This window comes from Pseudomonas pseudonitroreducens (assembly GCF_021603645.1).
GTDB lineage: Bacteria > Pseudomonadota > Gammaproteobacteria > Pseudomonadales > Pseudomonadaceae > Pseudomonas > Pseudomonas pseudonitroreducens.
In genome coordinates, this window is record NZ_BQHJ01000002.1 from 635,084 (window position 1) to 658,664 (window position 23,581).

Genomic DNA, 23,581 nt, shown 5'->3' on the forward strand with positions numbered 1-23,581 from the left:
TAGACTGCATGACTTTGAAGTCTTTTTCGCGCCCGTCGTTCCGTCCTTCCTACAGCAGGTCGGGAATCCGGGCGCGGCCGCTCTGACCCGGACCCCCGCCATGCAGAAAGAAACCGAAATCAAACTGCGCGCCAGCCGCGAGACCCTCGAAGCCCTGCGCGAGCATCCCGCACTGAAGAAGCGCAACAAATCCGGCTGGGAGCCCCGCGAGCTGTTCAACCAGTACTACGACACCCCCGGCCGCGACCTGGCCCGCGCCCGCGTGGCGCTGCGCATGCGCAAGGACGGCGAGCAGTTCATCCAGACCCTGAAGACCCGCGGCCAGAGCGTGGCGGGCCTGTCCGAGCGCAATGAGTGGGACTGGTACCTGGAGAAGAACAAACTCGATCTCAAGAAGCTCGACGACCAGTGCTGGCCGGCGGCCCTGGCTGACCTGGACAAGAAGAGCCTGAAGCCGATCTTCAGCACCGACTTTACCCGCCAGCGCGCCGAGATCGCCTGGGGCCGCGGCAAGGCCAAGGTGGTGATCGAGGCCGCGCTGGACCTGGGCAAGGTCATCGCCGGCAAGCAGCAAGAGGAAATCTGCGAGCTGGAGCTGGAGCTGCGCCAGGGCGAGCCCGAAGCGCTGCTGGAGCTGGCCATCGAACTGGCTGCCGACCTGCCCCTGATGCCCTGTGATATCAGCAAGGCCGAGCGCGGCTACCGCCTGTTCGACCCGGCCAGCTACAGCATCCAGCCCGACACCCAGAAGCTGCTGCATGAAACCCCGCTGGACGGCGCCTTCGCCGCCCTGTCCTGGTCGTTGCTGGGCAGCAGCCAGCGCCTCGCCGAGCAATACCGCTTCAACGGCCACTGGAGCCTGCTGGAAAGCTGGCTGCAACAGCTGGTCGACCTGCGCGCCCTGCTCGGCAGCCTCGGCCAGGCCGTCCCGCGAGCCAGCACCCGCGAGCTGCGCGCCGCCCTCGACGCGCTGATCAGCGACTGGCAGCCGCGCATCGAACAGGGCCGCGACGACGAGAGCGTGCGCCAGCAGATGCCCTCCGCCTTCCTTGAGGAACTGGCCAAGGTTCGCTGGGGTCAGTTCTCCCTGAGCACCTCGCGCTGGCTGCTGGGCAAGGCCTGGACCACCGAGCGCAACGATCGCGCCAACCGCCTGGGCGGCTCCGCCGTCGGCAAGTGGCTGCAGCGCACCCTGGCCGAAGAGGCTCAGGCAATGCCGCTGCAACGCGCCCAGCAATTGCCCGAAGTGCTCGCCGACCAACAGCCGCGCCTGCAGCGCATGCTGGTCTGGCTGCGCCTGGCGCGCAGCGTGCTGGAGCTGCCGGAAACCGACCGCCTCTACGGCGAACTGGCCAAGCTGCAGGAGCTGCTCGCCACTCCCGACGCCGAGGGTCGCCTGGATGCCCTCGCAGCCCAGGCCCATACTGTGTTGACTCTCAAATCCTGGAAGGCGCTTTTGAAATAAGCTTCAGAGGAGCCGCGCTTTCGGAGCTCTTCGTAGGAGCGAGCTTGCTCGCGAATCAAGTGGTGCCGTGCTCGACCTGGTTCGCGAGCTAGCTCGCTCCTACAGGAAACTCTTTCCGGCCCGTCGCTCCCGCCACGACCAACAGGAGTTCCGATGTCCGTCTTTGCCCCCTCCGCCCAGGACCGTCTGCTCGATCTGGGCGACATTCTGCGCGAACTGGTCACGCAGGGCCGCGTCGATCAGCACGACGCCGAACAGTGCCTGGCGATCCGCCGCAGCGCGGTGAAGAACCAGCAGCATCCGCTGGAGTTCCTCGCGGCGCAGCAGGTCGAAGACCGCCAGCGGCCGGGGCGCAAGCTGGACCTGGACACCCTGGTGCGCTGGCTGGCGGAGTTCTCCGGGCAGCCCTACCTGCGCATCGACCCCCTGAAGATCGACGTCGCCGCACTGACCCCGCTGATGTCCTACGCCTTCGCCCAGCGCCACCACATCCTCGCGGTGGCGGTGAGCCCGGACGAGGTCACCATCGCCAGCGCACAGCCCTTCGTGCACGCCTGGGAGAGCAACCTCACCCACGTGCTCAAGCGCCCGATCAAGCGTGTGGTGGCCAATCCGGTGGACATCCAGCGCTTCACCGTGGAGTTCTATCGCCTCGCCAAGTCGGTGACCGGTGCCAGCTCGCAGGACCAGAAGATCAGCGGTATCGGCAACTTCGAACAGCTGCTCAACCTGGGCGCCAGCGACCAGGAACCCGACGCCAACGATGCGCACATCGTCACCATCGTCGACTGGCTGTTCCAGTACGCCTTCCAGCAGCGCGCCAGCGATATCCACATCGAGCCGCGTCGCGAGCAGGGCACGGTGCGCTTCCGCATCGACGGCGTGCTGCACAACGTCTACCAGTTCCCGCCACAGGTCAGCATGGCGGTGGTCAGCCGCCTCAAGACCCTGGGCCGGATGAACGTCGCCGAGAAGCGCAAGCCGCAGGACGGCCGCGTCAAGACCAAGACCCCGGACGGCGCCGAGGTGGAGCTGCGCCTGTCGACGCTGCCCACCGCCTTCGGCGAGAAGATGGTGATGCGGATCTTCGACCCCGAAGTACTGCTCAAGTCGTTCGACCAGCTCGGCTTCTCGCCGGACGACCTGCGTCGCTGGGAGGCCATGACCAGCCAGCCCAACGGCATCATCCTGGTTACCGGCCCCACCGGTTCGGGCAAGACCACCACGCTCTACACCACGCTCAAGCAGTTGGCGACCGACGAGGTGAACCTCTGCACCATCGAGGACCCGATCGAGATGATCGAACCCTCGTTCAACCAGATGCAGGTGCAACACAACATCGACCTGACCTTCGCCAGCGGCGTGCGCGCCCTGCTGCGTCAGGATCCGGACATCATCATGGTCGGCGAGATCCGCGACCTGGAAACCGCCGAAATGGCGATCCAGGCGGCGCTGACCGGCCACCTGGTGCTCTCCACCCTGCACACCAACGACTCGCCCACCGCCATCACCCGCCTGCTGGAACTGGGCGTGCCGTACTACCTGATCCGCGCCACCGTGCTCGGCGTCATGGCCCAGCGCCTGGTGCGCACCCTCTGCCCGCACTGCAAGGCGCCGATGGAATTGCGCGAGGAGGACTGGCAGGAGGTCACCCGCCCCTGGAACGCCCCGCTGCCCACCAGCGCGCAGCAGGCAGTGGGTTGCCTGGAATGCCGCGACACCGGTTACCGTGGGCGTGCCGGCGTCTACGAGATCATGCTGCTGAGCGAATCGCTGAAGGAGTTGATCACGGCCGACACCGACCTCATCCCGCTGCGACGCCAGGCCTTCAAGGAGGGCATGCGCAGCCTGCGCCTGTCCGGTGCGCAGAAGGTCGCGGCAGGCCTGACGACCATCGAGGAAGTCATGCGGGTGACACCGCAGAGCGAGCAGAAGTAAGCCGCCCGTCAGTCGCCTGAGGAAAAGTCCCCGGGCGCCTGCTGCACTTTCCCGCATACCAGCCCACTGCGCCGGTTCGGTTACACTCGACCCACTTCATCCACGCCAGACAAGGAGTCTTTTGCATGGAAATCGGCAGTGTCGCCCTGCTCTTCGTCATCCTCGCCATCGTCATCGTCCTCATGGGTTTCAAGGTCGTGCCCCAGGGCTTCGAATGGACCATCGAGCGCTTCGGCCGCTACACCGTCACGCTCAAGCCGGGCCTGAGCATCATCATTCCGGTGGTGGACCGCGTCGGCCAGAAGATCAACATGATGGAACGCGTGCTGGACATCCCGCCGCAGGAGGCGATCAGCGCCGACAACGCCATCGTCGAGATCGACGCCGTGTGCTTCTACCAGGTGGTGGATGCGGCGCGCGCCGCCTACGAAGTCAGCGGCCTGGAAAACGCCGTGCGCAACCTGGTGATGACCAACATCCGCACCGTGCTCGGCTCCATGGAACTGGACCACATGCTCAGCCAGCGCGACTCGATCAACGAGCGCCTGCTGCGCACCGTCGATGAGGCCACCGCGCCCTGGGGCCTGAAGGTCACCCGAATCGAGATCAAGGACATCAGCCCGCCGGCCGACCTGGTCGAAGCCATGAGCGGGCAGATGCGTGCCGAGCGCCTCAAGCGCGCGCAGATTCTCGAAGCCGAAGGCAAGCGCGCCGCGGACATCCTCACCGCCGAGGGCGAGAAGCAGGCGCAGATCCTCAAGGCCGAAGGCCAGCGCCAGGCCGCCTTCCTCGAAGCCGAGGCCCGCGAGCGCCAGGCCGAGGCCGAAGCCAAGGCAACCCAGGTGGTTTCCGAGGCCATCGCCACCGGCAACGTGCAGGCGATCAACTACTTTGTCGCGCAGAAGTACGTCGACGCGCTGGGCAAGCTGGCCAGCTCGAACAACAGCAAGATCGTGCTGATGCCGCTGGAAGCCAGCCAGGTGATCGGCTCGGTGGCCGGCATCGGCGAGATCGTCAAGGCCACCTTCGGCGAAACCAAGGGCCGTAGCTGATGGCTGCCTTTCTCCAGAACCTCGGTTTCTGGGACTGGCTGGGCCTGGGCATCGTCCTGCTGATCCTGGAAATCTTCGGCGCCGGCGGCTACCTGCTGTGGATCGGCATTGCCGCCGCGCTCACCGGCGTGCTGTCCTTCCTCGTGCCGGGTCTCGACTGGATCTGGCAGTGCCTGGCCTTCGGCGTGCTGGCGATCCTTACCGCGCTGTACTGGTGGAACCACCAGCGCATCAGCAAGCGCACGGCCGAACCTTCCAGCCTGAACCGCCGCGGCAGCGAGCTGCTGGGCCGGCAGTTCGCCCTGCATGACGCCATCGTCGGCGGGCGCGGCAAGATCCGCGTCGGCGACAGCGTGTGGCTGGTCAGTGGGCCAGACCTGCCGGCCGGCGCGCAGGTGCGGGTGACCGGGCAGGATGGTGTTCTGCTGCTGGTCGAACCTGCCTGACGACGGAGCGAACACGTGCGTGTAGGAGCGAGCTTGCTCGCGAACCCACCCCGCTGCGGACTTTAGTTCGCGAGCACGAGTGTAGGATGGGTGGAGCTTGCGATACCCATCGATATAACCGGTAAGCACATTGATGGGTATCGCTTCGCTCCACACCATCCTACATAGCGGAAACAGCGCCTTAAGCTGATCTCAACAAAAAAGCCCGCCAATCGGCGGGCTTTTGCATGCAGACGAAACTCAGCTCGCGGCCGGCTGCGCCGGAGCGCGGCGGTAGGCCCAGACCATCAGCCCAATGCCGCCGAGGATCATCGGCACGCACAGCACCTGGCCCATGGTCAGCCAGCCCCACGCCAGATAGCCCAACTGGGCATCCGGTACGCGGACGAACTCGACGATGAAGCGGAAGATGCCGTAGCACAGCACGAACAGGCCGGACACCGAGGCGGTCGGGCGCGGCTTGCGAGTGAACAGCCAGAGCACGACGAACAGCGCCACGCCTTCGAGCGCGAACTGGTACAGCTGCGACGGATGACGCGGGTCCGGGCCGCCAGAGGGGAACACCATCGCCCAGGGCACGTCGGTCACCTTGCCCCACAGCTCACCATTGATGAAGTTGCCGATGCGCCCCGCGCCCAGGCCGATCGGCACCAGCGGCGCGATGAAGTCCATCAGCTGGAAGAAGCTCTTGTTGTTGCGCTTGCCGAACCACCAGGTCGCCAGCATCACGCCGATCAGCCCGCCGTGGAACGACATGCCGCCCTTCCACACCTCGAAGATCAGCGTCGGGTTGGCGATGTACTCGTCGAGGTTGTAGAACAGCACGTAGCCCAGGCGACCGCCCAGGACCACGCCGCACGCCACCCAGAACACCAGGTCGGAGAGTTTCTCCTTGGTCCAGGTCGGGTCGAACTCCTTGAGCTTGCGCGAGGCCAGCAGCCAGGCGCCGCCAATGCCGATCAGGTACATCAGGCCGTACCAATGGATTTTCAGCGGCCCGAGATCGAGGGCAACCGGGTTGATCTCTGGATAAGGCAGCATCCGCTTCTCCTAGCAGGAACTCAGATCAGGAAACTCAAGCCCACGCTGAACAACAGCAGGGCGAACAATCGCTTCAGGACAGTGGCCGGCAGGCGATGCGCCAGCCGCGCCCCGATGCGCGCGAAGAACATACTGGTGACGGCGATGCCCAGCAGCGCCGGCAGGTAGACGAAGCCCAGGCTCAGCTCCGGCAGTTTGTCGTTGTGCCAGCCGACGATGATGAAGGATATCGCGCCGGCAATGGCGATCGGCAGGCCGCACGCCGAGGAAGTGGCAACCGCCTGTTGCATGGAGACGCCGCGCCACGAGAGGAAAGGCACGGTCAATGAGCCGCCGCCAATGCCGAAGATCGCCGACGCCCAACCCACCACGCCGCCGGCCACGCCCAGGCCGAAGCGCCCCGGCAGGCCGCGCTCGCCCCTGGGTTGCAGGCCGAGGGCCATCTGGATCGAGACGAGAATGGCAAAGGTGCCGATGATTTTCTGCAAGACCGGTCCCTGGATCTTCGATGCGGTCACCGCGCCGAGCGCGCTGCCGACCAGGATGCCGACGGTCATCCAGGCAAACACGGGCCAGCGCACCGCGCCACGCCGATGGTGTTCGAGGATCGAATTGATCGAGGTGAAGATGATGGTCGCCAGCGACGTCCCGACCGCCATCTGGGTCAGCACATCGGGCGAGAAGCCATGGGCGGTGAAGCTGAACACCAGGGCAGGCACGATGATCAACCCGCCGCCGACGCCGAACAGGCCGGCGAGCACGCCAGCACAGGCGCCAAGCACCAGGTAGAGCACGAACTCCATGGGCAACCTCGGGCAACAAAGCGGGCATGGTAGCCGAAGGCTCCCGGGCGCTCCAGCCACTCCGGGTCATCGGCGGATGTTGATAGACTGCCGGAACACCACGGAGTTCGCCCCATGTGCCTGATCGTCTTCGCCTGGCGTCCCGGCCACGCCACGCCCCTGATCGTCGCGGCCAACCGCGATGAGTTCTACGCCCGCCCGACCCTGCCGCTGGCGGCCTGGGAGGACTACCCCGGCGTCTATGCCGGCCGCGACCTGGAGGCCGGCGGCACCTGGCTGGGTGTGGCCGCAGGTGGGCGTTTCGCCGCCCTGACCAACGTGCGCGATCCCGCCCAGCCGGTGGGTCCGCGCTCCCGCGGCGAGCTGGTGGCCGCCTTCCTGCAAGGCCGGCAGTCACCACTGGAGTACCTGCAGCAGGTCGGCCGTCGCGCCTGCGACTACAGTGGCTTCAACCTGTTGGTGGGGGACAGTAGCCAGCTCTGCTACTTCAATCCTCGCGTCGGCCCGCCGGTAGCGGTCGCGCCGGGAGTGCATGGGCTCTCCAATGCCGCGCTGAACACACCCTGGCCCAAGCTGCTGAGCGCTCGCAGCAAGCTGGAAGCGACGCTGGAGAGGCCGGACACCGGCTCACTGCTGGCGCTGCTGGCCGACCAGCGCCAGCCCGGCGAGGCCGAGCTGCCGGATACCGGCGTCGGCCTGGCGACGGAGCGCCTGCTCTCCAGTGTGTTCATCGCCAGCCCGACCTACGGCACCCGCGCCAGCACCGCACTGATCGTCCAGGCGGACGGCCGCCGCGAGCTGCTGGAGCACAGCTTCGGCCCCAGCGGCGCACGCCTGGGCGAGGTCGCGCTGAGCGTTTAACAGGCGACGATGCAGTCGCGCTGGCGCTTGGCGCGGTAGAGCCCGTCGTCCAGGCGGCGCAGCATGGCCGTCAGGTCCTCGCCAGGCTGCAGCGCGGTCACCGAGAAGCTGGCGGTGAGTTGTGTCGGCAACGAGATGTCCGCCCGGCGCAGGCTCAGGCGCAGCCGCTCGGCCAGCTCACGCGCCGCCTCAGCGGTGGTTTCCGGCAGCAGCACGATGAATTCCTCGCCACCCCAGCGGGCAAAGCAGTCCTCTTCGCGCAGGCGCCGCCGCACCACCTCGGCGACCGCGACCAGCACGCGGTCGCCAGCCTGATGGCCGAGGCTATCGTTGATGCGTTTGAAGTGGTCGAGGTCGAACATCATCAGCGAGCAGCCATGGCCGTGACGCTGCAGGCGCTGCCATTCGGCGTGCAACTGTTGTTCGAAGCGCCGCCGGTTGGCGATCTGCGTCAGCGGATCGATCTCGGAGAGACGCAGGGCAACGGCGGCCTGCTCGGCCAGCGCCTGGTTGGCCTGGCGCAAGGCTTCGGTACGGGTCTGCACCAGCAGCTCCAGGCTCAGGTTGAGCTGGTGCAGTTCGTGGTTCTTCTCCTGCAGCGCCAGCTCTGCCAGCTTGCGCTCATGGATGTTGCGGTGCGCGCCGATCATCCGCGTCGGCTTGCCATCCGTGTCGAACTCGAAGAAGCGCCCGTGATCGCTGACCCACAGGTAGCTGCCGTCCAGGCAGCGGCAGCGATACTCTTCACGGTAGACGCCGCTGCGACCCTGCACATAGGCATCGAAGGCGAACATGACCCGGCCGAAATCCTCGGGGTGGATGATCTCGTGCCAGGTGGCGACGTTTTCCGGAAGGCTGTCGGGGTCATGGCCGAGCATGACGTACCAGCTCGGGCTACGGGTGACGTGGTTGCTGCGAATGTCCCAGTCCCAGATGCCATCGCTGACGATGCTCATGGCATAGCGCAGGGTGCGGGCGCTGGTATCGGCCTCCGTGCAAGGCGTGACGTCGAGCTCTTCCATAAGCTTCGTCCTGGCCGGTGTGCCGGCCTCGTCGTCTTCGAGCCCCCGGAAATGCACGGATCCGGAAGGCGTTTTTCGCCAGCGTCAGGCCTGGATGGTCGCCGCCGGATTGATCACGCGGCCCAGCCCCAGGTTGCGCAGGGCCAGGTGCAGCGAACTGTGGATAACCTGCGGGTTGTCGAAGGTCATCAGTTGGCCGAGCAGCTCGCGGGCCCTGGACAAGGTCATCTGGCGCAACAGCCATTTAACCTTGGGCAAGTTGGTGGCGTTCATCGACAGCGAGTCGAAACCCATCGCCATCAGCAGCACGGCAGCCGCCGGATCGCCGGCCATTTCGCCGCAGATACTCACCGGCTTGCCTTCGTCGTGCGCACCATTGACCACGATCCGCAGTGCTTGCAGCACGGCCGGATGCAGGTAGTCGTAGAGATCGGCGACTCGTGGGTTGTTGCGGTCGACCGCCAGCAGGTACTGGGTCAGGTCGTTGGAACCGACCGAAATGAAGTCCACCTGGCGCGCCAGCTCACGGATTTGGTACACCGCAGCTGGAATCTCAATCATCATGCCGATCGGCGGCATGGGGATATCTACGCCTTCGTCGCGCACCTCGCCCCAGGCGCGGTGGATCAGGTGCAACGCTTCTTCCAGCTCGTGGGTGCCGGAGATCATCGGCAGCAGGATGCGCAGGTTGTCCAGGCCCTCACTGGCCTTGAGCATGGCGCGGGTCTGCACCAGGAAGATTTCCGGGTGGTCGAGGGTGACGCGGATGCCACGCCAGCCGAGGAAGGGGTTGTCTTCCTTGATCGGGAAGTAGGACAGCGCCTTGTCACCACCGATGTCCAGGGTACGCATGGTCACCGGCAACGGATGGAAGGCGGCGAGCTGCTCGCGGTAGATGGCGAGCTGCTCCTTCTCGCTGGGGAAGCGGTCGTTGATCATGAACGGCACTTCGGTGCGGTACAGGCCGACGCCCTCGGCGCCGCGCTCCTGGGCACGCGCCACGTCCGCCAGCAGGCCGGTGTTGACCCACAGCGGCATGCGATGGCCGTCCAGCGTCTCGCAGGGCAGCTCGCGCAGCGCAGCGAGGCCCTTGCTCAGTTCCTTTTCTTCGGCGACCACTTCGCCGTACTGCTTGACCAACTGCGGCGACGGGTTGGTATAGATCTCGCCGTGGTAGCCGTCGACGATCAGGTCGATGCCGTCGACCTTGGAATACGGCAGGTCGACCGCGCCCATGACCGTGGGAATACCCATGGCGCGAGCGAGAATGGCGACGTGGGAGTTGCCCGAGCCCAGCACCGAGATCAGACCCACCAGCTTGCCCTCGGGCACTTCGCCGAGCATCGCCGGCGACAGTTCCTCGCTGACGATGATGGTCTGGTCGGGGTAGGTCAGTGTCTGCTTACGCTCTTCCTGCAGGTAGGCGAGGATGCGTCGGCCGATGTCCTTGACGTCGGAGGCGCGCTCGCGCAGGTAGGCGTCGTCCATCAGCTCGAAGCGCTGCACGTGCTCCATGACCACCTGGCGCAGGGCGCCCTGGGCCCACTGGCCGGTGCGGATGATGCGTTTGACTTCGAGGCCGATGGAGGCGTCGTCGAGCATCATCAGGTAGACGTCGAACAGCGCGCGCTCTTCCTTGCGCAGCTGGGTGGCCAGCTTGCTGGAGAGATTGCGCATGTCCTCGCGGACTGATTCCAGCGCCTGCTTGAAGCGCTCGATCTCGGCCTCGACGTCGTCGATGGGCTTGTCCGGAACGACTTCCAGGTCAGCCGGCGGCAGCACCACCACGGCCTTGCCCACGGCCACGCCGGGAGCGCCGGGAACGCCGACGAACTTGGCTTCGCTGATGCCCTTGCCGAGCTTGCCCAGGCCGCGGATCGAGCCGGTGGCCTCGGCATGGGCGATAACGCCGGCGAGCTGCGCGCTCATGGTGACGAGGAAGGCTTCCTCGCCTTCGTCGAACTGGCGCTTCTCTTTCTGCTGCACGACCAGAACGCCCATCACCCGACGATGGTGGATGATCGGCGCGCCGAGGAAGGAGGCATAGCGCTCCTCGCCGGTCTCGGCGAAGTAGCGGTAACGGGGGTGTTCGGAGGCGTTCTCGAGGTTCAGCGGCTCCTCGCGGGTGCCGACCAGGCCGACCAGGCCCTCGTTGGGCGCCATGCTGACCTTGCCGATGGAGCGCTTGTTCAGGCCCTCGGTGGCCATCAGCACGAAGCGGTTGCTCTCCGGGTCCAGCAGGTAGACCGAGCAGACCTGAGTGCCCATCGCCTCCTTCACGCGCTGCACGATGATGCCCAGCGCCGCCTTGAGGTCCTTGGCGGAGTTCACTTCCTGGACGATCTTACGCAGCGTGTTGAGCATGGCGTGGGGGTCTAACTCCTTGAATTTCGTGCTAGTCGCGCGCCAGCAGGCGCGGTGCCAATTCCTTCAGGGCCCGGCGGTAGACCTCGCGCTTGAAGGTCACGACCTGGCCCAGCGGGTACCAGTAGCTCACCCATTTCCAGCCGTCGAATTCGGGCTTGCCGGTCACATCCATGCGCACCCGGCTTTCCTCGCCGGTCAGGCGCAGCAGGAACCACTTCTGTTTCTGCCCGATGCACAGCGGCTGGCTGTTGGTACGCACCAGGCGCTGCGGCAGGCGGTAGCGCAGCCAACCGCGGGTACAGGCAAGAATCCTGACGTCCTGCTCTTCCAGGCCGACTTCTTCGTTCAGTTCTCGGTACAGCGCTTCCTCAGGGGTTTCGCGGGCGTTGATACCACCCTGGGGAAATTGCCAGGCTTCCTGGTTGATGCGCCGTGCCCACAGTACCTGTCCGACATCGTTGCAAAGGATGATGCCGACATTGGGGCGAAAACCATCGGGATCGATCACGGCGGTACATCCTCGAAATCGCGTGTGCCCGCATTGTTCCACAAAGCTTGTGACAGCGGCAACGCGGGCTGCGGCGTCCTGTGCTGGCTGGGCAAAAGCCGTTACTCTAGGCGACTTTTCGGTATTGGCAACTGACGGTAATCCAACGTGCGACTGGCTCTCTTCGATCTCGACAACACCCTCCTGGCCGGCGACAGCGACCATAGCTGGGGCGAATGGCTGTGCCAGCGCGGACTGGTGGACGCTGGCGAGTACCAGGCGCGCAATGACGCTTTCTATGCCGATTACATGGCCGGCACCCTCGACGTGTTCGCCTACCAGGCCTTCACCCAGGCGATTCTGGGCCGCACCGACCTGGCGCAACTGGCCGCCTGGCACCGCCAGTTCATGGAAGAAGTCATCGAGCCCATCGTCCTGGCCAAGGGCGAGGCCCTGCTGGCCGAGCACCGCGCTGCCGGCGACAAGCTGGTGATCATCACCGCCACCAACCGCTTCATCACCGCACCCATCGCCGAGCGTCTGGGCGTGGAAACCCTGATCGCCACCGAGTGCGAGATGCAGGACGGTCGCTATACCGGCCAGACCTGCGGAGTGCCCTGCTTCCAGGGCGGCAAGGTGACCCGCCTGAACCGCTGGCTCGAAGAAACCGGCCTGGGCCTGGACGACGCCTATTTCTACAGCGACTCGCGCAACGACCTGCCGCTGCTGGAGCTGGTCGCCAACCCAGTGGCCGTCGACCCCGACGACACTCTGCGGAGCATCGCCACCGAGCGCGGCTGGCCGGTGCTCAGCCTGCGTGTCTGAGCGCTCAGAAGCCCTTGTTGACCATCAGGTGGAAGATCGCCAGGAAGGCCAGGAACGCCGGCCAGCCCAGGGCGAACCACCAGCGCATATAGAGGGAGGCTTGCGGCGCTAGCGCCGTGCCTTCCCGGTGTGCCGCCTCGGCCAGGTCGCGCACGCGGATCTGCAGCCAGACCACCGGCAACCAGCAGGCGCCGGCGAACACATACAGCCCCAGGCTCCACAGTAGCCAGCCCGAATCCAGCGGCCAGCCGGCCATATGCGCCATGGCGATGCCGCTCAGCGGCTGGAACACCGCCGTGGTGGCGATGAACAGCCAATCCGCCGTGACCAGGTGGCGAAAGGTGATGCGGATCGCTTGCAGATTGCCGCTGCGCCAGGCGCGCCAGCTGTAGTAAGCCGAGCCCAGGCCGGTGCCGAACAGCAGCGTGGAAGACAGGATGTGCAGGGTCTTGAGCAGCAGGTAGAGGTTCACGCGGCGGGCATCACACCGGCTTGCTGATCATCAGCACCAGGATCGCGATCACACACAGCAGCGCCAGCGCGAAGAAGGCCAGGCCGAACTTCCACTGGCGTGTGGCGCCCGCGGCGATCGGCTCGCCGCTGCTCTGCGCCACCAGTGCCAGGTCGCGGATGCGCCACAGGCGCGTGGTGAACAGCAGCCAGAAGATCGTCGCGACGATCAGCAGGCAGGCGCTGCCCAGCAGCCAGGTCTGCCCCAGCGGCCAGCCGACGGTCTGCACCATGCGATAGCCGGTCACCGGCAGGCTGGCGACGCTGCCGGCCACCAGCACCCAGCCGATCAGGCCGATGCGCTGCAGCGCCTTGGCGATCACTCCGGCGTCGCCACCACGCCAGCTGCGCCAGCCGTACCAGGCCAGGCCGATGATGGCCAGGAACGGCAGCACCGCGGCGATGCCGTGGAGGATGCGGAAGGTCTGCAGGCTTTCCATTTCAATTCCCTGTGAAGAAGGCGGCGTTCCGACAAGCCTAGCAGCAGTCGCGCCGCCTCTGCCTGATCCTCAGCCGAGGAACAGGCGGTAGGCCGGGTTGTCCGTCTCGTCCCAGTAGGGGTAGCCGATCTCTTCCAGCGCGGCCGCCACCAGGTGACGCTCATCCTCCGGCACCTGCAGGCCCGCCACCACGCGACCGTCGGCGGCGCCGTGGTTGCGGTAGTGGAACAGGGTGATGTTCCAGCGCCCGCCCAGGCGATTAAGGAAGTTGAACAGCGCGCCGGGACGTTCGGGGAACTCGAAGCGGAACACCTGCTCGCCGGAAACGCGCGGCGAATGGCCGCCGACCATGTGACGGATGTGCAGCTTGGCCAACTCGTTGTCGGTCAGGTCGAGCACCGGGAAGCCCTGCTCCTGCAGTTGCTGCACCAGCGCCGCGCGCGGGTCGTTCTCCGGGTGCGTCTGCACGCCGACGAAGATGTGCGCTTCGCTGTCGGTGTTGTAGCGATAGTTGAACTCGGTGATCTGGCGTTTGCCGATGGCCTCGCAGAAGGCCTTGAAGCTGCCAGGGCGCTCGGGGATGGTCACGGCGATGATCGCTTCGCGCTTCTCGCCCAGCTCAGCGCGCTCGGCCACATGGCGCAGACGGTCGAAGTTGATGTTGGCGCCCGAGTCGATGGCGACCAGGGTCTGGCCCTTCACGCCTTCGCGCTCGACGTACTTCTTGATCCCGGCCACCGCCAGCGCGCCGGCGGGCTCGGTGATGGAGCGGGTGTCGTCGTAGATGTCCTTGATCGCCGCGCAGATCTCGTCGGTGCTGACGGTGATCACTTCATCGACGTAGTCCTTGCACAGCTCGAAGTTGTGCTGGCCGATCTGCGCCACGGCGACGCCGTCGGCGAACAGCCCGACCTGCCCCAGCACCACGCGCTCGCCAGCGGCCATGGCGGCCTGCAGGCAGTTGGAGTCGTCCGGCTCGACGCCGATGACCTTGATCTCCGGGCGCAGGTACTTCACATAGGCGGCGATGCCGGCGATCAGGCCGCCGCCGCCGACGGGCACGAAGATCGCGTCGAGGCTGCCCGGATGCTGGCGGAGGATTTCCATCGCCACGGTGCCCTGGCCCGCGATCACATCCGGGTCGTCGTAGGGGTGGATGTAGACGTAGCCCTTCTCTTCCACCAGTTTCAGCGAATGCGCCAGCGCATCGGGGAAAGCATCGCCGTGCAGCACGGCCTTGCCGCCGCGGGCGCGTACGCCCTGGACCTTCAGCTCCGGCGTAGTGCGCGGCATCACGATGGTGGCCTTGATGCCCAGCTCGCGTGCAGCCAGCGCCACGCCCTGGGCGTGGTTGCCGGCGGAGGCGGTGACCACGCCGCGGGCGAGTTCTTCCGGGCTCAGCTGCGCCAGCTTGTTGTAGGCGCCGCGAATCTTGAAGGAGAACACCGGCTGCAGGTCTTCGCGCTTGAGCAGAATCTGGTTGCCCAGACGCTCGGAGAGCTGGCGGGCGGGCTGCAGAGGCGTTTCCACGGCAACGTCGTAGACACGCGAGGTGAGGATCTTCTTGACGTATTGTTCGAGCATCGGAAGGGCTATTTCGGCGGCTTTTCGAGGAACCGCGAGTCTACTCCAGGCGGCGCCGGGCGGGCCACCGAACAATCCGCGCGGAGATGACCATAACAGTTGCCCGGCGGCGCAACACCGGCACGCCATCGACCGCTATAATCCGCCCTCTCGAACTTTCTCCGGCGCCCCTGCGCCCTTCCAGGTAAGAAGACCCTTCGCCATGAACCAGGATCAGCTCAAGCAGGCTGTGGCCCAGGCCGCCGTCGACCACATCCTTCCGCACCTCGACAGCAAGAGCATCGTCGGCGTGGGCACCGGCTCCACCGCCAACTTCTTCATCGACCTGCTGGCCCGGCACAAGGCCGAGTTCGACGGCGCCGTGGCCAGCTCCGAAGCCACCGCCCAGCGCCTGAAGGGCCACGGCATCCCGGTCTACGACCTGAACACGGTCAGTGAGCTGGAGTTCTACGTGGACGGTGCTGACGAGACCAACGAGCGCCTGGAGCTGATCAAGGGCGGCGGCGCTGCCCTGACCCGCGAGAAAATCGTCGCCGCCGTAGCCAAGCAGTTCATCTGCATCGCCGATGCCAGCAAGCTGGTGCCGATCCTCGGCGGGTTCCCGCTGCCGGTGGAAGTCATCCCCATGGCCCGCAGCCACGTCGCTCGCCAACTGGTGAAGCTGGGCGGCGACCCGGTGTACCGCGAGGGCGTACTGACCGACAACGGCAACATCATCCTCGACGTGCACAACCTGCGCATCGACAGCCCGGTACAGCTGGAAGAGGCGATCAACAATATCGTCGGCGTGGTCACCAACGGCCTGTTCGCCGCCCGCTCGGCCGACCTGCTGCTGCTGGGCACCGCCGAAGGCGTGAAGACCCTCAAGGTCTGAGCCCCAGGCGCCATCCGCCGGGTGGCGCCTTCCAGAGCCACTGCTGCCGTCTACGCTGGGATGACCTCAAGCCCCAACGGAGACGCAGCATGGCCGCCAAATACCATCTGAAGAAGGCCAGCGATGGCCAGTTCCACTTCAACCTGCACGCCAGCAACGGCGAAATCGTCCTGACCAGCGAGCTGTACAAGGCCAAGACCTCGGCCATCGACGGCATCGAGTCGGTGCGCAAGAACTCCCAGCGCGAAGGCGCCTTCGAAATCAAGGCCGCCGCCAACGGCAAGCACTATTTCGTCCTCAAGGCCACCAACGGCCAGGTCGTCGGGCAGAGCCAGATGTATGCCAGCAAGGCCAGCGCCGAGGCCGGCGTCGCGGCTGTCAAACGTTACGCGGTGGATGCACCGATCAGCGACGACAGCTGACCAAGGCACCGTTTCGGTGAGCGCTCTCACATTTCCGCTCCCCACGGCCGGCGTTGCCGCTGGTCGTGTATCACCTTTGTTACAGTGGCGCGACACCCTCGGTCACTGACGCGTCAAATTCCGCCCATCTCCGGCGAACCGGCCTGCATCCTGCTTTCCTCCGGCGCACGCATCAACGACCGATGCGATTTCAATCGACACAGAGGAAAGTGCCGTGTTCAAACCCTTAGCCGTTGCGGTAAGCCTGGGCTGCGCAGCGTTGGCAAGCGACGCCAACGCCTACGAATACGGGGAGTATGCCGGGGACACCCTGGACACCCTGATCAACGATTACCCCGGCCGTTACCGCGGTACTGCCAGCTTTGCCGGCGCCACCGCGCTGATGCAGTCGCGCCTGGGCTTCGGCTACCAGACGCAGGTCCAGGACTTCACCTGGGCTGGCAACCGCAGCTCGCAGAACGTCATTGCCAGCGCCCCGGGCACCAGCGGCCAGTACGTGGTGCTGGGTGCGCACTACGACACCTACTACGGTCGTCCGACCCTGCAGGGCGTGGACGACAACGGCTCGGGTGCCGCCGTGCTCACGGAGATCGCCCGCAACCTGGGCGGAATCGCCCTGGAGAACGGCCTGGAAGTGGTCGGCTTTGGCGCCGAAGAGGAAGGCCTGCGCGGCTCGCGCGCCTACGTCGCTTCGCTGAGCGATGAGCAGCGCAGCAACCTGCTGGGGATGATCAACCTCGACAGCCTGATCACCGGCGACAAGATGTATGCCCACGCCGGCTTCAACAGCGTCGACAATCCCGCGCTGGGCGCTTACCGCGATCAGCTCCTGCGCATCGCCCAGGAACTGAAGATCCCGCTGTTCACCAACCCCGGCCTGAACGAGGAATACCCCGCCGGCACCGGTTGCTGCAGCGACGGCGAGAGCTTCGAGGGCCTGAACGTCCCAGTGCTGTTCATCGAAGCCACCAACTGGGAACTGGGCGAGCTGGACGGCTACGATCAGACCGACAACCCCGCCATCCCCGGCGGCGCCACCTGGCACAACCCGGCCCTGGACAACGAGCAGGTACTCACTGGCGCCTTTGGCCAGGAGCGCATCGACCAGCGCCTGCGCGACTTCTCCCGCCTGCTTACGCGCCTGGTGCTGGAGCTGACCAACGCCGACCTGCTCGCCTCTACGGCCTCCGGCGGCGCCATGGCGCGGCTGATGGAAGACCAGTTGCAGCGCCAGCACCTGGCCCTGACCCGCCTGCACGACCGTCGCTGGTTGACGCTGCTGGGCAGCTCGCGCCCTGTCGGCAGCTTCGACGGCGCCGTCGGCGTGGAAGGTGAAACCACCCCCGAGAGCGGTTTCGACATGCCCGGCGACCCGCGCTCGCACCGCACCGGGGTGAACCTGCTGGGTGACTACCGCGCCAGCGAGGCGCTGACCGTTGGCGGCAGCCTGAGCTTCCAGCGCAGCCGCGACAACCTCGACCACAGCGCACGCCTGGAAGCCGAAACCTGGCAGCTCGGCCTCTACGCCCTGCTCAACGACGGCGGCCCGGCCTGGCTCGGCGGCGAGCTGAGCGCCGGCTACGCAGACTTCGACAGCAAGCGCTCGGTGTACCTGAAGGCGAAGAATGGCCCGGTGCTGCTCGACCAGCGCATCGACGGCGACAGCAACGCCTGGTTCTGGGGCGCGCGGGTCGACGGCGGCTACGACTTCGACATCGCCGGCATCAAGACCGGGCCGCAGGGCGGCCTGGACTACGTGCATTACAAGATCGACGACTTCAAGGAGGATGACGACCTGCGTACCGCGCTGGGCTACGAGAAGCAGGACTACGACTCGCTCGAAGCCAGCCTTGGCTGGGGCCTGCGTGGCGAGCTGCCACTGGGTAACCGCATGGCCGTGCAGCCGTACGCCAGCGTGCGCTGGGTGAAGGAGTTGGCCGACGGCCGCCTGGACGACATCGCGCTGACCGCCCTGGGCGACGGTCGTACCCGCGTCGCCGACCTCGGCGATGTCGACAAGGACTTCGGCCGCGCCCAGGTCGGCGCCCTGCTGGCCGTTACCGAGCAGTTGGGCGTGTTCGCCGAGGCCAACTCGCGCTTCGCCCACAGCGAAGGCAGCCAGGCGTCCTACTCCCTCGGCGTGCAGTGGCAGTTCTGATCGCTGGAATGCGAGGCGCCCTCAGTGCGCCTCGCGCTTCTTGAACACGTAGAAGAGATTGGGCTCGCTCACCAGGTACAACGTGCCCTGATCGTCCATGGCAATGCCTTCGGCCTGCGGCACGCTGCGCCGCAAGCCCTGCATGCCGCGCAGCAGCGACAGCGAGCTGATCGGTTCGCCGTCAGCACTCAGCTCCAGCACCAGCCGGGACTCATCGGACAGCGCCAGCAGGTGCCCGCTGCGCTCGTCGTACTGCAGGCTGGACAGATCACGGACGAACAGGTTGCGGTTGTGCTCGAGGTCTTCCACGACATGCACAACGGTGGGCTGCTCCGATCGCTCGTAGGGGAAGCCGCGCACCTCGTAGATATGCACCGGCTTGCGCTCCTTGGCGACGAACAGGCGCTTGCCCTGCGAGTCATAGGCCAGACCCTCGAAGCCGCTGTTGCCGCCGCGCCCCAACGCCAGCGCGAGCTGCTGGGCGTTCTCGGCGTACAGCTCCTTCGTGTCATCGCGCAGTTCCACACGCAGCAGCCGCTGGTGTGTCTCGTCGGTAATCACATAGACGTTGCGGCTGATGTATTCGATGGCTTCGGTATCGCCGAAGCCGTGCAGCGCGATCCTGCGCAGCAGCTTGCCCTCCAGCGACAGCTCGACCAGTTCGTTGTGCTTGTTGGTGACGGTGAAGAGGGTCTGCCGGTCCGGGTCGTAGGTCAGCGCCGAGACGTTGTCCTCCAGGCCCTCGATCGGCTGCGCCTCCAGCACCACGCGGTAGTCGGGCAGCCAGATGGAGGTGTCCTGCCATTGAGCGGCATGGCGCCACTCGTTGAACTTGAACCAGGCGCGCTCGTAGACGCGGAAGCTCTGGCCCAGCGCGAGCAGCAGGGCCAGGGCGAACAGCACCAGCAGCAGGAACAGACGGCGGGGTTTGAGCAGACGGCGCATGGAGGTCTCGGGTGGGATTGGCGGGGCAGATTGGCAGCAGCGCCTGAAGCCAAACTTAAAGGCCACCAGAGGTTGCGGGCAGGCTAGAGTCAGGTTAGCGCAAGTCTGTCCGGTGTTTCTTTCGCAAGAGACTGCAAGAGGCGTATCGATGGCCCAGCATCTACTCCCCGAACAACGCCAGCAGGCGACCCTGCACACCGTGGTGCTGGCGACCGAGGTGCTGCACCACGCTGGCGTGCCGCGCCCGAAGCTGCTGGAAGGCAGCGGCATCGGCGAGGCGGACCTGCTGACTCCGGAAAAACTCATCACCCACGCGCAGGAGCTCCGGGTCTTCGCCAACGCCCTGAACTGCCACCACGACCCGGCGCTGGGTCTCTATCTCGGCTTGCGCATGCATGTCTCGGCGTACGGCATCCTGGGCTACAGCATGCTCGCCAGCCGCACCCTGCGCGATGCGCTGCAACTGGCACTGTCGTTCCCCGAGCTGCTCGGCACCTACTTCCGCCTGGCGCTGACGCCACAGGGCGACGAGGTGCACCTGACCGCCGACGGCTACCGCTACGCGCCGGAGCTGACGGTGTTCAACACCGAGCTGTGCCTGACCTCGCTGCTGACGGTGATCCGCGACCTGCTCGGCGAATCGGTGCGCCCGCGCCGGCTGCTGCTCGCCTACCGGCCGCCGCTGCACGCCGAGACCTACACCGAGCGCCTGGGCTGCCCGGTGGACTTCGGCGCGCCGACCAGCGCGCTGTGCTTCAGCCCGGCACTGCTGGACCGGCCGCTACCGCTGGCCGATCCGGTCAGTTGCCACAATGGCGTGCAGCAGTGCCTGCGCATGAGCGCCATGCTCACTGCCCGCGGCGATGTGATCGACCAGTTGCGCCAGCATCTCGCCAGCCACCTGCACGATACCGCCAGCCTGGACACCGTGGCCCGCCACCTGCACCGCTCCACCCGCACCCTGCGCCGCCACCTGCAGCAGCAGAACACCAGTTATCAACAGGTGCTCGACGAGGTGCGCTTCGACCGCGCTCGGCAATTGCTCAAGGACACCGACCTGCCGATCTACCTGATCGCCGAGCAACTGGGCTACAGCGAGACAGCCAGTTTCCGCCATGCCTTCCAGCGCTGGAGCGGGGCGAGTCCGAGCTTGTATCGAGGCTGATGCCCAGTCGCTCTTCGTAGGATGGCGTGGAGCGATACCCATCAGCCCAGCACCTGCAGCATGGGTATCGCCTAGGCTCCACCCATCCTGCAACCTGGGTCGGTGCGGACTCGAACCGAGGCTTCAGCTTTCACCCACAGCACCGGCAAGGATGGATGGAACGGCGATTTCGATCCCGTTCGCGAGCAAGCTCGCTCCTACAAAATCGGCATCCCGCTGACGCCCGAAATCCAGCATTGCAGGGCGCATTTTCAACTTGGCCTGATTTATCCCTTATTGGCCTGATCTATCGTTCTGCCCATCCCGGCGCTTGGTCATTATCAATCCGCAGCTAGGTGAAACGGTCCTAGAAACCGTAAAACCTAAACAATAACAACTGCTTAACTGCATGGTACAAGCATGACCAGCGCGATCACCATCGAGCGGATATGCATGGAGTTCGGTACACCCGGACAAGGCCTCAAGGCCCTGGATGACGTGTCACTGGAAATCCGCGCCAACGAGTTCTTCACCCTCCTCGGCCCGTCGGGCTGCGGCAAGACCACCTTGCTGCGACTGATCGCCGGCTTCGAACAACCCTCCTCCGGCAGCATTCGCCTGTATGGCGACCCGATGGAAGGTCTTCCGCCCTTCCGCCGTCCGGTCAATACCGTCTTCCAGAGCTACGCCCTGTTCCCCCACATGACCGTGGCGGAAAACATCGCCTTCGGCCTGGAAATGCAGGGCAAGCAACGCAACGACATCGACGCCACCGTGCAGAAGATGCTCGACCTGGTACGCCTGCCCGACGTCGGCAAGCGCCGCGCCGACCAGCTTTCCGGCGGTCAGCAACAGCGCATCGCCCTGGCCCGCGCGCTGGCCAGCCGCCCCAAGGTGCTGCTGCTCGACGAATCGCTTTCCGCGCTGGACCTCAAACTGCGCAAGGAAATGCAGATCGAGCTCAAGCGCCTGCAGCACGAGACCGGCATCACCTTCATCTTCGTCACCCATGACCAGGAAGAAGCGCTGACCATGTCCGACCGCATCGCCGTGATGAGCCGCGGCAAGGTCATGCAGATCGGCACGCCCACCGAGATCTACGAAGCGCCGGTCAACCGCCTGGTGGCCGACTTCATCGGCGAGACCAACTTCCTCGAAGGCGAATCCAGCGGTGACAGCGTGCGCCTGGCCGATGGCCAGACGCTGCCGGCCGCCACCACCCTGCCCGGCAAGGTGACCCTGGCGATCCGCCCGGAACGTACCGAGCTGGCTCAGGATGGCCAACTCGAAGGCGTGGTCGAGAACATCGTCTACGTCGGCACCGACACCGTGTACCACCTCAACGTCGCCGGTCAGGGCGGCTTCCGGGTCCGTCAGCAGAACCGCGACGGCGCCCTTTCCACCCACGCGCCCGGCGCGCGGGTGCGGGTCCGCATTCCCGCCACCGCCATCCGGGTGCTGGCCGAATGAGTACACTGCGCGCACAAGCGGAACGCCAATCACTGTTCAAGCGCCTGGCCCTGACCAGCCCGGCGATGATCATGCTGGTGGTGTTCCTGGTCCTGCCGCTGGGCATCATGTTCGCCGTGTCGATCCAGGCACCGGGGGACTACGGCGGCGTGAAATGGGGCCAGCACACCGTCGAGGCCTACATCAACTTCCTCTGGGAACGCGACCTGGACGACAGCCTGGCGTTCAACGCTGATTACCTGGGCATCTTCCAGCGCTCGTTCTGGCTGTCGATCCTGACCACCCTGGGCTGCGTGCTGATCGGCTTCCCCACCGCGCTGTACCTGGCGCTGCAGGACGAACGCCGACGCAACCTGCTGCTGTTCCTGGTCACCGTGCCGTTCTGGACCAACCTGCTGGTGCGCGTCTACGCCTGGATGCTGCTGCTGCGCAACGGTGGGCTGATCGACGAAGGCCTGCACGGCCTGGGCTTCTCCAACGCGTCGCTGGGTATTCTCTATACCGACAACGCGGTGATCATCGGCCTGCTCTACACCTACCTGCCGTTCATGGTCCTGCCCATCTACACAAGCCTGGAGAAGATGGACTGGCGCCTGGTGGAAGCGGCCTTCGACCTCGGCGCCAACCGCTGGAAGGCCCTGAAGCGAATCATCATCCCGCTGGCCATGCCCGGCATCGTCGCCGGCTGCATCCTGGTTTTCATCCCTTCGCTGGGCAGCTACATCATTCCCGAACTGCTGGGGGGCGGTAAGTCGCTGATGATCGGCAACCTGATCCAGCTGCAGTTCGGCACGGCGCACAACTGGCCGTTCGGCGCGGCGCTGTCCTTCGCCCTGCTGGCCTTCGTGCTGCTGGCGATGCTGATCTACAGCATGCGCTTCAAGCAGGGCGCGTCGGGAGGTCATCCATGAAGTCGGCCAATCCGCTCTGGCGATTCACCGGGGTCCGGCCCGCCGCCTGGTTGTTCTTCGCCTTCCTCTATATTCCGATCTTCGTGCTGGTGGTGCTGAGCTTCAACAGCGGCCAGTCGGCGACGCTGTGGGAAAGCTTCAGCCTGAAGTGGTACGCCGTCGTGGCGGACGACCCGGAAATCCTCCGTGCGGCGAAGAACTCGCTGATCGTCGCCACGCTGGCCACCGTAGTCGCCACCACCCTGGCCACGCTCGCCGCGCTGGGCATGCGCGGCCGCTCGTTCCGCGGGCAGACGCTGATGAGTGGCGTGCTGGGCCTGCCACTGCTGGTGCCGGAGATCGTCACCGCCGTGGCGACGCTGATGTTCTTCGCCTTCATCGGCCTGAAGCTGTCGCTGTTCACCATCCTGCTGGCGCACATCGTGTTCTGCATTCCCTTCGCCTACCTGCCGATCCGCGCCCGCCTCGAAGGCATGGACCCACGGCTGGCGGAAGCGGCGGCAGACCTCTACGCCTCGCCGTGGAAAACCTTCTGGAAGGTGACCTTCCCGCTGCTGACGCCGGGGATCGTGTCCGGGGCGATGCTGGCGTTCATCATCTCGATGGACGACTTCGTCATCACCTACTTCGTCGCTGGCGCCGGGGCCACTACCCTGCCGGTGTACATCTTCAGCTCCATCCGAATGGGGATTTCCCCGAAGATCAACGCCATATCTTCAATAATACTGTTGATTTCCATCGCGTTCGTTGCGTTGTCGTACTACGTCGGCCAGCGTCGCCGCTGACCTCCTGCCGCCAAACAAAACAACATTGCAA

General features: G+C 65.7%; 22 protein-coding genes. 13 read left to right on the top strand and 9 right to left on the bottom strand.

The window, feature by feature from the left end:
• The first annotated feature begins 100 nt into the window (after positions 1 to 100).
• The 4 genes from L6D89_RS06945 to L6D89_RS06960 all read left to right on the top strand — a co-directional run bounded on the left by L6D89_RS06945 (position 101) and on the right by L6D89_RS06960 (position 4,901).
• The gene (locus L6D89_RS06945) at positions 101 to 1,465 is read left to right on the top strand and encodes a CYTH domain-containing protein (protein WP_236199201.1); all 1,365 of its coding nucleotides are present in this window, start codon (positions 101 to 103) and stop codon (positions 1,463 to 1,465) included.
• Positions 1,466 to 1,618: 153 nt separating this feature from the next.
• The gene (gene tfpB, locus L6D89_RS06950; protein WP_236171071.1) at positions 1,619 to 3,403 is read left to right on the top strand and encodes a type IV pilus assembly ATPase TfpB; all 1,785 of its coding nucleotides are present in this window, start codon (positions 1,619 to 1,621) and stop codon (positions 3,401 to 3,403) included.
• 125 nt (positions 3,404 to 3,528) lie between these two features.
• Positions 3,529 to 4,455 (top strand): SPFH domain-containing protein, encoded by a 927-nt coding sequence (locus L6D89_RS06955; RefSeq protein WP_236171070.1) that lies wholly within the window; start codon positions 3,529 to 3,531, stop codon positions 4,453 to 4,455.
• Positions 4,455 to 4,901 (top strand): NfeD family protein, encoded by a 447-nt coding sequence (locus tag L6D89_RS06960; protein WP_236199202.1) that lies wholly within the window; start codon positions 4,455 to 4,457, stop codon positions 4,899 to 4,901. The genes L6D89_RS06955 and L6D89_RS06960 overlap by 1 nt, the downstream gene beginning before the upstream one ends.
• Before the next feature lie 240 nt (positions 4,902 to 5,141).
• Here the strand turns inward: L6D89_RS06960 and lgt are convergent, their stop codons facing one another.
• Both lgt and L6D89_RS06970 read right to left on the bottom strand, forming a co-directional pair.
• Positions 5,142 to 5,942 carry a prolipoprotein diacylglyceryl transferase gene (lgt, locus tag L6D89_RS06965; protein ID WP_236199203.1) on the bottom strand — a complete coding sequence of 267 codons (801 nt, stop codon included), beginning with the start codon at positions 5,940 to 5,942 and terminating at the stop codon, positions 5,142 to 5,144.
• A 20-nt stretch (positions 5,943 to 5,962) separates the two neighbouring features.
• The gene (locus L6D89_RS06970) at positions 5,963 to 6,745 is read right to left on the bottom strand and encodes a sulfite exporter TauE/SafE family protein (protein ID WP_236174371.1); all 783 of its coding nucleotides are present in this window, start codon (positions 6,743 to 6,745) and stop codon (positions 5,963 to 5,965) included.
• Positions 6,746 to 6,859: 114 nt separating this feature from the next.
• Here L6D89_RS06970 and L6D89_RS06975 point away from each other — a divergent pair, with 114 nt between their 5' ends.
• Complete coding sequence (locus L6D89_RS06975) at positions 6,860 to 7,606, top strand: NRDE family protein (RefSeq protein WP_236199204.1); 747 nt, start codon at positions 6,860 to 6,862, stop codon at positions 7,604 to 7,606.
• Here the strand turns inward: L6D89_RS06975 and L6D89_RS06980 are convergent.
• The 3 genes from L6D89_RS06980 to L6D89_RS06990 all read right to left on the bottom strand — a co-directional run bounded on the left by L6D89_RS06980 (position 7,603) and on the right by L6D89_RS06990 (position 11,503).
• Entirely contained in the window at positions 7,603 to 8,628 is a 1,026-nt protein-coding gene (locus L6D89_RS06980; RefSeq protein ID WP_236199205.1) for a sensor domain-containing diguanylate cyclase, read from the bottom strand. The two genes, L6D89_RS06975 and L6D89_RS06980, sit on opposite strands and share 4 nt — an antisense overlap.
• An 84-nt stretch (positions 8,629 to 8,712) precedes the next feature.
• Positions 8,713 to 10,992, bottom strand: coding sequence for a phosphoenolpyruvate--protein phosphotransferase (ptsP, locus tag L6D89_RS06985; protein WP_236174368.1), 2,280 nt, complete (start codon positions 10,990 to 10,992; stop codon positions 8,713 to 8,715).
• Positions 10,993 to 11,023: 31 nt separating this feature from the next.
• A complete protein-coding gene (locus tag L6D89_RS06990; RefSeq protein WP_045215602.1) occupies positions 11,024 to 11,503 on the bottom strand; it encodes an RNA pyrophosphohydrolase in 480 nt (159 codons plus the stop codon).
• 147 nt (positions 11,504 to 11,650) lie between these two features.
• On the opposite strand from L6D89_RS06990, the gene L6D89_RS06995 reads away from it, so the two are divergent.
• On the top strand, positions 11,651 to 12,307 hold the full coding sequence (locus L6D89_RS06995; RefSeq protein ID WP_236199206.1) for a histidinol-phosphatase: 657 nt from the start codon (positions 11,651 to 11,653) through the stop codon (positions 12,305 to 12,307).
• A gap of 4 nt (positions 12,308 to 12,311) precedes the next feature.
• Here the strand turns inward: L6D89_RS06995 and L6D89_RS07000 are convergent, their stop codons facing one another.
• The 3 genes from L6D89_RS07000 to ilvA form a co-directional block, all read right to left on the bottom strand.
• Positions 12,312 to 12,779 carry a DUF2269 family protein gene (locus L6D89_RS07000; protein WP_236199207.1) on the bottom strand — a complete coding sequence of 156 codons (468 nt, stop codon included), beginning with the start codon at positions 12,777 to 12,779 and terminating at the stop codon, positions 12,312 to 12,314.
• Between the two features lie 10 nt (positions 12,780 to 12,789).
• The gene (locus L6D89_RS07005) at positions 12,790 to 13,257 is read right to left on the bottom strand and encodes a DUF2269 domain-containing protein (RefSeq protein WP_236199208.1); all 468 of its coding nucleotides are present in this window, start codon (positions 13,255 to 13,257) and stop codon (positions 12,790 to 12,792) included.
• Positions 13,258 to 13,326: 69 nt separating this feature from the next.
• Entirely contained in the window at positions 13,327 to 14,970 is a 1,644-nt protein-coding gene (gene ilvA / locus L6D89_RS07010; RefSeq protein ID WP_275094711.1) for a threonine ammonia-lyase, biosynthetic, read from the bottom strand.
• 73 nt (positions 14,971 to 15,043) lie between these two features.
• Here ilvA and rpiA point away from each other — a divergent pair, with 73 nt between their 5' ends.
• The 3 genes from rpiA to L6D89_RS07025 all read left to right on the top strand — a co-directional run bounded on the left by rpiA (position 15,044) and on the right by L6D89_RS07025 (position 18,295).
• Positions 15,044 to 15,715, top strand: coding sequence for a ribose-5-phosphate isomerase RpiA (gene rpiA / locus L6D89_RS07015; RefSeq protein WP_236199209.1), 672 nt, complete (start codon positions 15,044 to 15,046; stop codon positions 15,713 to 15,715).
• A gap of 89 nt (positions 15,716 to 15,804) precedes the next feature.
• Entirely contained in the window at positions 15,805 to 16,137 is a 333-nt protein-coding gene (locus L6D89_RS07020) for a YegP family protein (RefSeq protein WP_236199210.1), read from the top strand.
• Between the two features lie 214 nt (positions 16,138 to 16,351).
• Complete coding sequence (locus L6D89_RS07025; RefSeq protein WP_236199211.1) at positions 16,352 to 18,295, top strand: autotransporter outer membrane beta-barrel domain-containing protein; 1,944 nt, start codon at positions 16,352 to 16,354, stop codon at positions 18,293 to 18,295.
• Positions 18,296 to 18,316: 21 nt separating this feature from the next.
• Here the strand turns inward: L6D89_RS07025 and L6D89_RS07030 are convergent, their stop codons facing one another.
• Positions 18,317 to 19,240 (bottom strand): SdiA-regulated domain-containing protein, encoded by a 924-nt coding sequence (locus L6D89_RS07030; RefSeq protein ID WP_236199212.1) that lies wholly within the window; start codon positions 19,238 to 19,240, stop codon positions 18,317 to 18,319.
• Between the two features lie 148 nt (positions 19,241 to 19,388).
• Between L6D89_RS07030 and L6D89_RS07035 the strand changes: the two genes are divergently transcribed.
• The 4 genes from L6D89_RS07035 to L6D89_RS07050 all read left to right on the top strand — a co-directional run bounded on the left by L6D89_RS07035 (position 19,389) and on the right by L6D89_RS07050 (position 23,550).
• Positions 19,389 to 20,405 carry an AraC family transcriptional regulator gene (locus L6D89_RS07035; RefSeq protein WP_236174359.1) on the top strand — a complete coding sequence of 339 codons (1,017 nt, stop codon included), beginning with the start codon at positions 19,389 to 19,391 and terminating at the stop codon, positions 20,403 to 20,405.
• A 399-nt stretch (positions 20,406 to 20,804) separates the two neighbouring features.
• Complete coding sequence (locus L6D89_RS07040) at positions 20,805 to 21,854, top strand: ABC transporter ATP-binding protein (RefSeq protein WP_236199213.1); 1,050 nt, start codon at positions 20,805 to 20,807, stop codon at positions 21,852 to 21,854.
• On the top strand, positions 21,851 to 22,765 hold the full coding sequence (locus tag L6D89_RS07045) for an ABC transporter permease (protein ID WP_236174357.1): 915 nt from the start codon (positions 21,851 to 21,853) through the stop codon (positions 22,763 to 22,765). Before L6D89_RS07040 ends, L6D89_RS07045 begins: the two co-directional genes overlap by 4 nt.
• Positions 22,762 to 23,550 (top strand): ABC transporter permease, encoded by a 789-nt coding sequence (locus L6D89_RS07050; protein ID WP_236174356.1) that lies wholly within the window; start codon positions 22,762 to 22,764, stop codon positions 23,548 to 23,550. Before L6D89_RS07045 ends, L6D89_RS07050 begins: the two co-directional genes overlap by 4 nt.
• Positions 23,551 to 23,581: the final 31 nt, after the last annotated feature.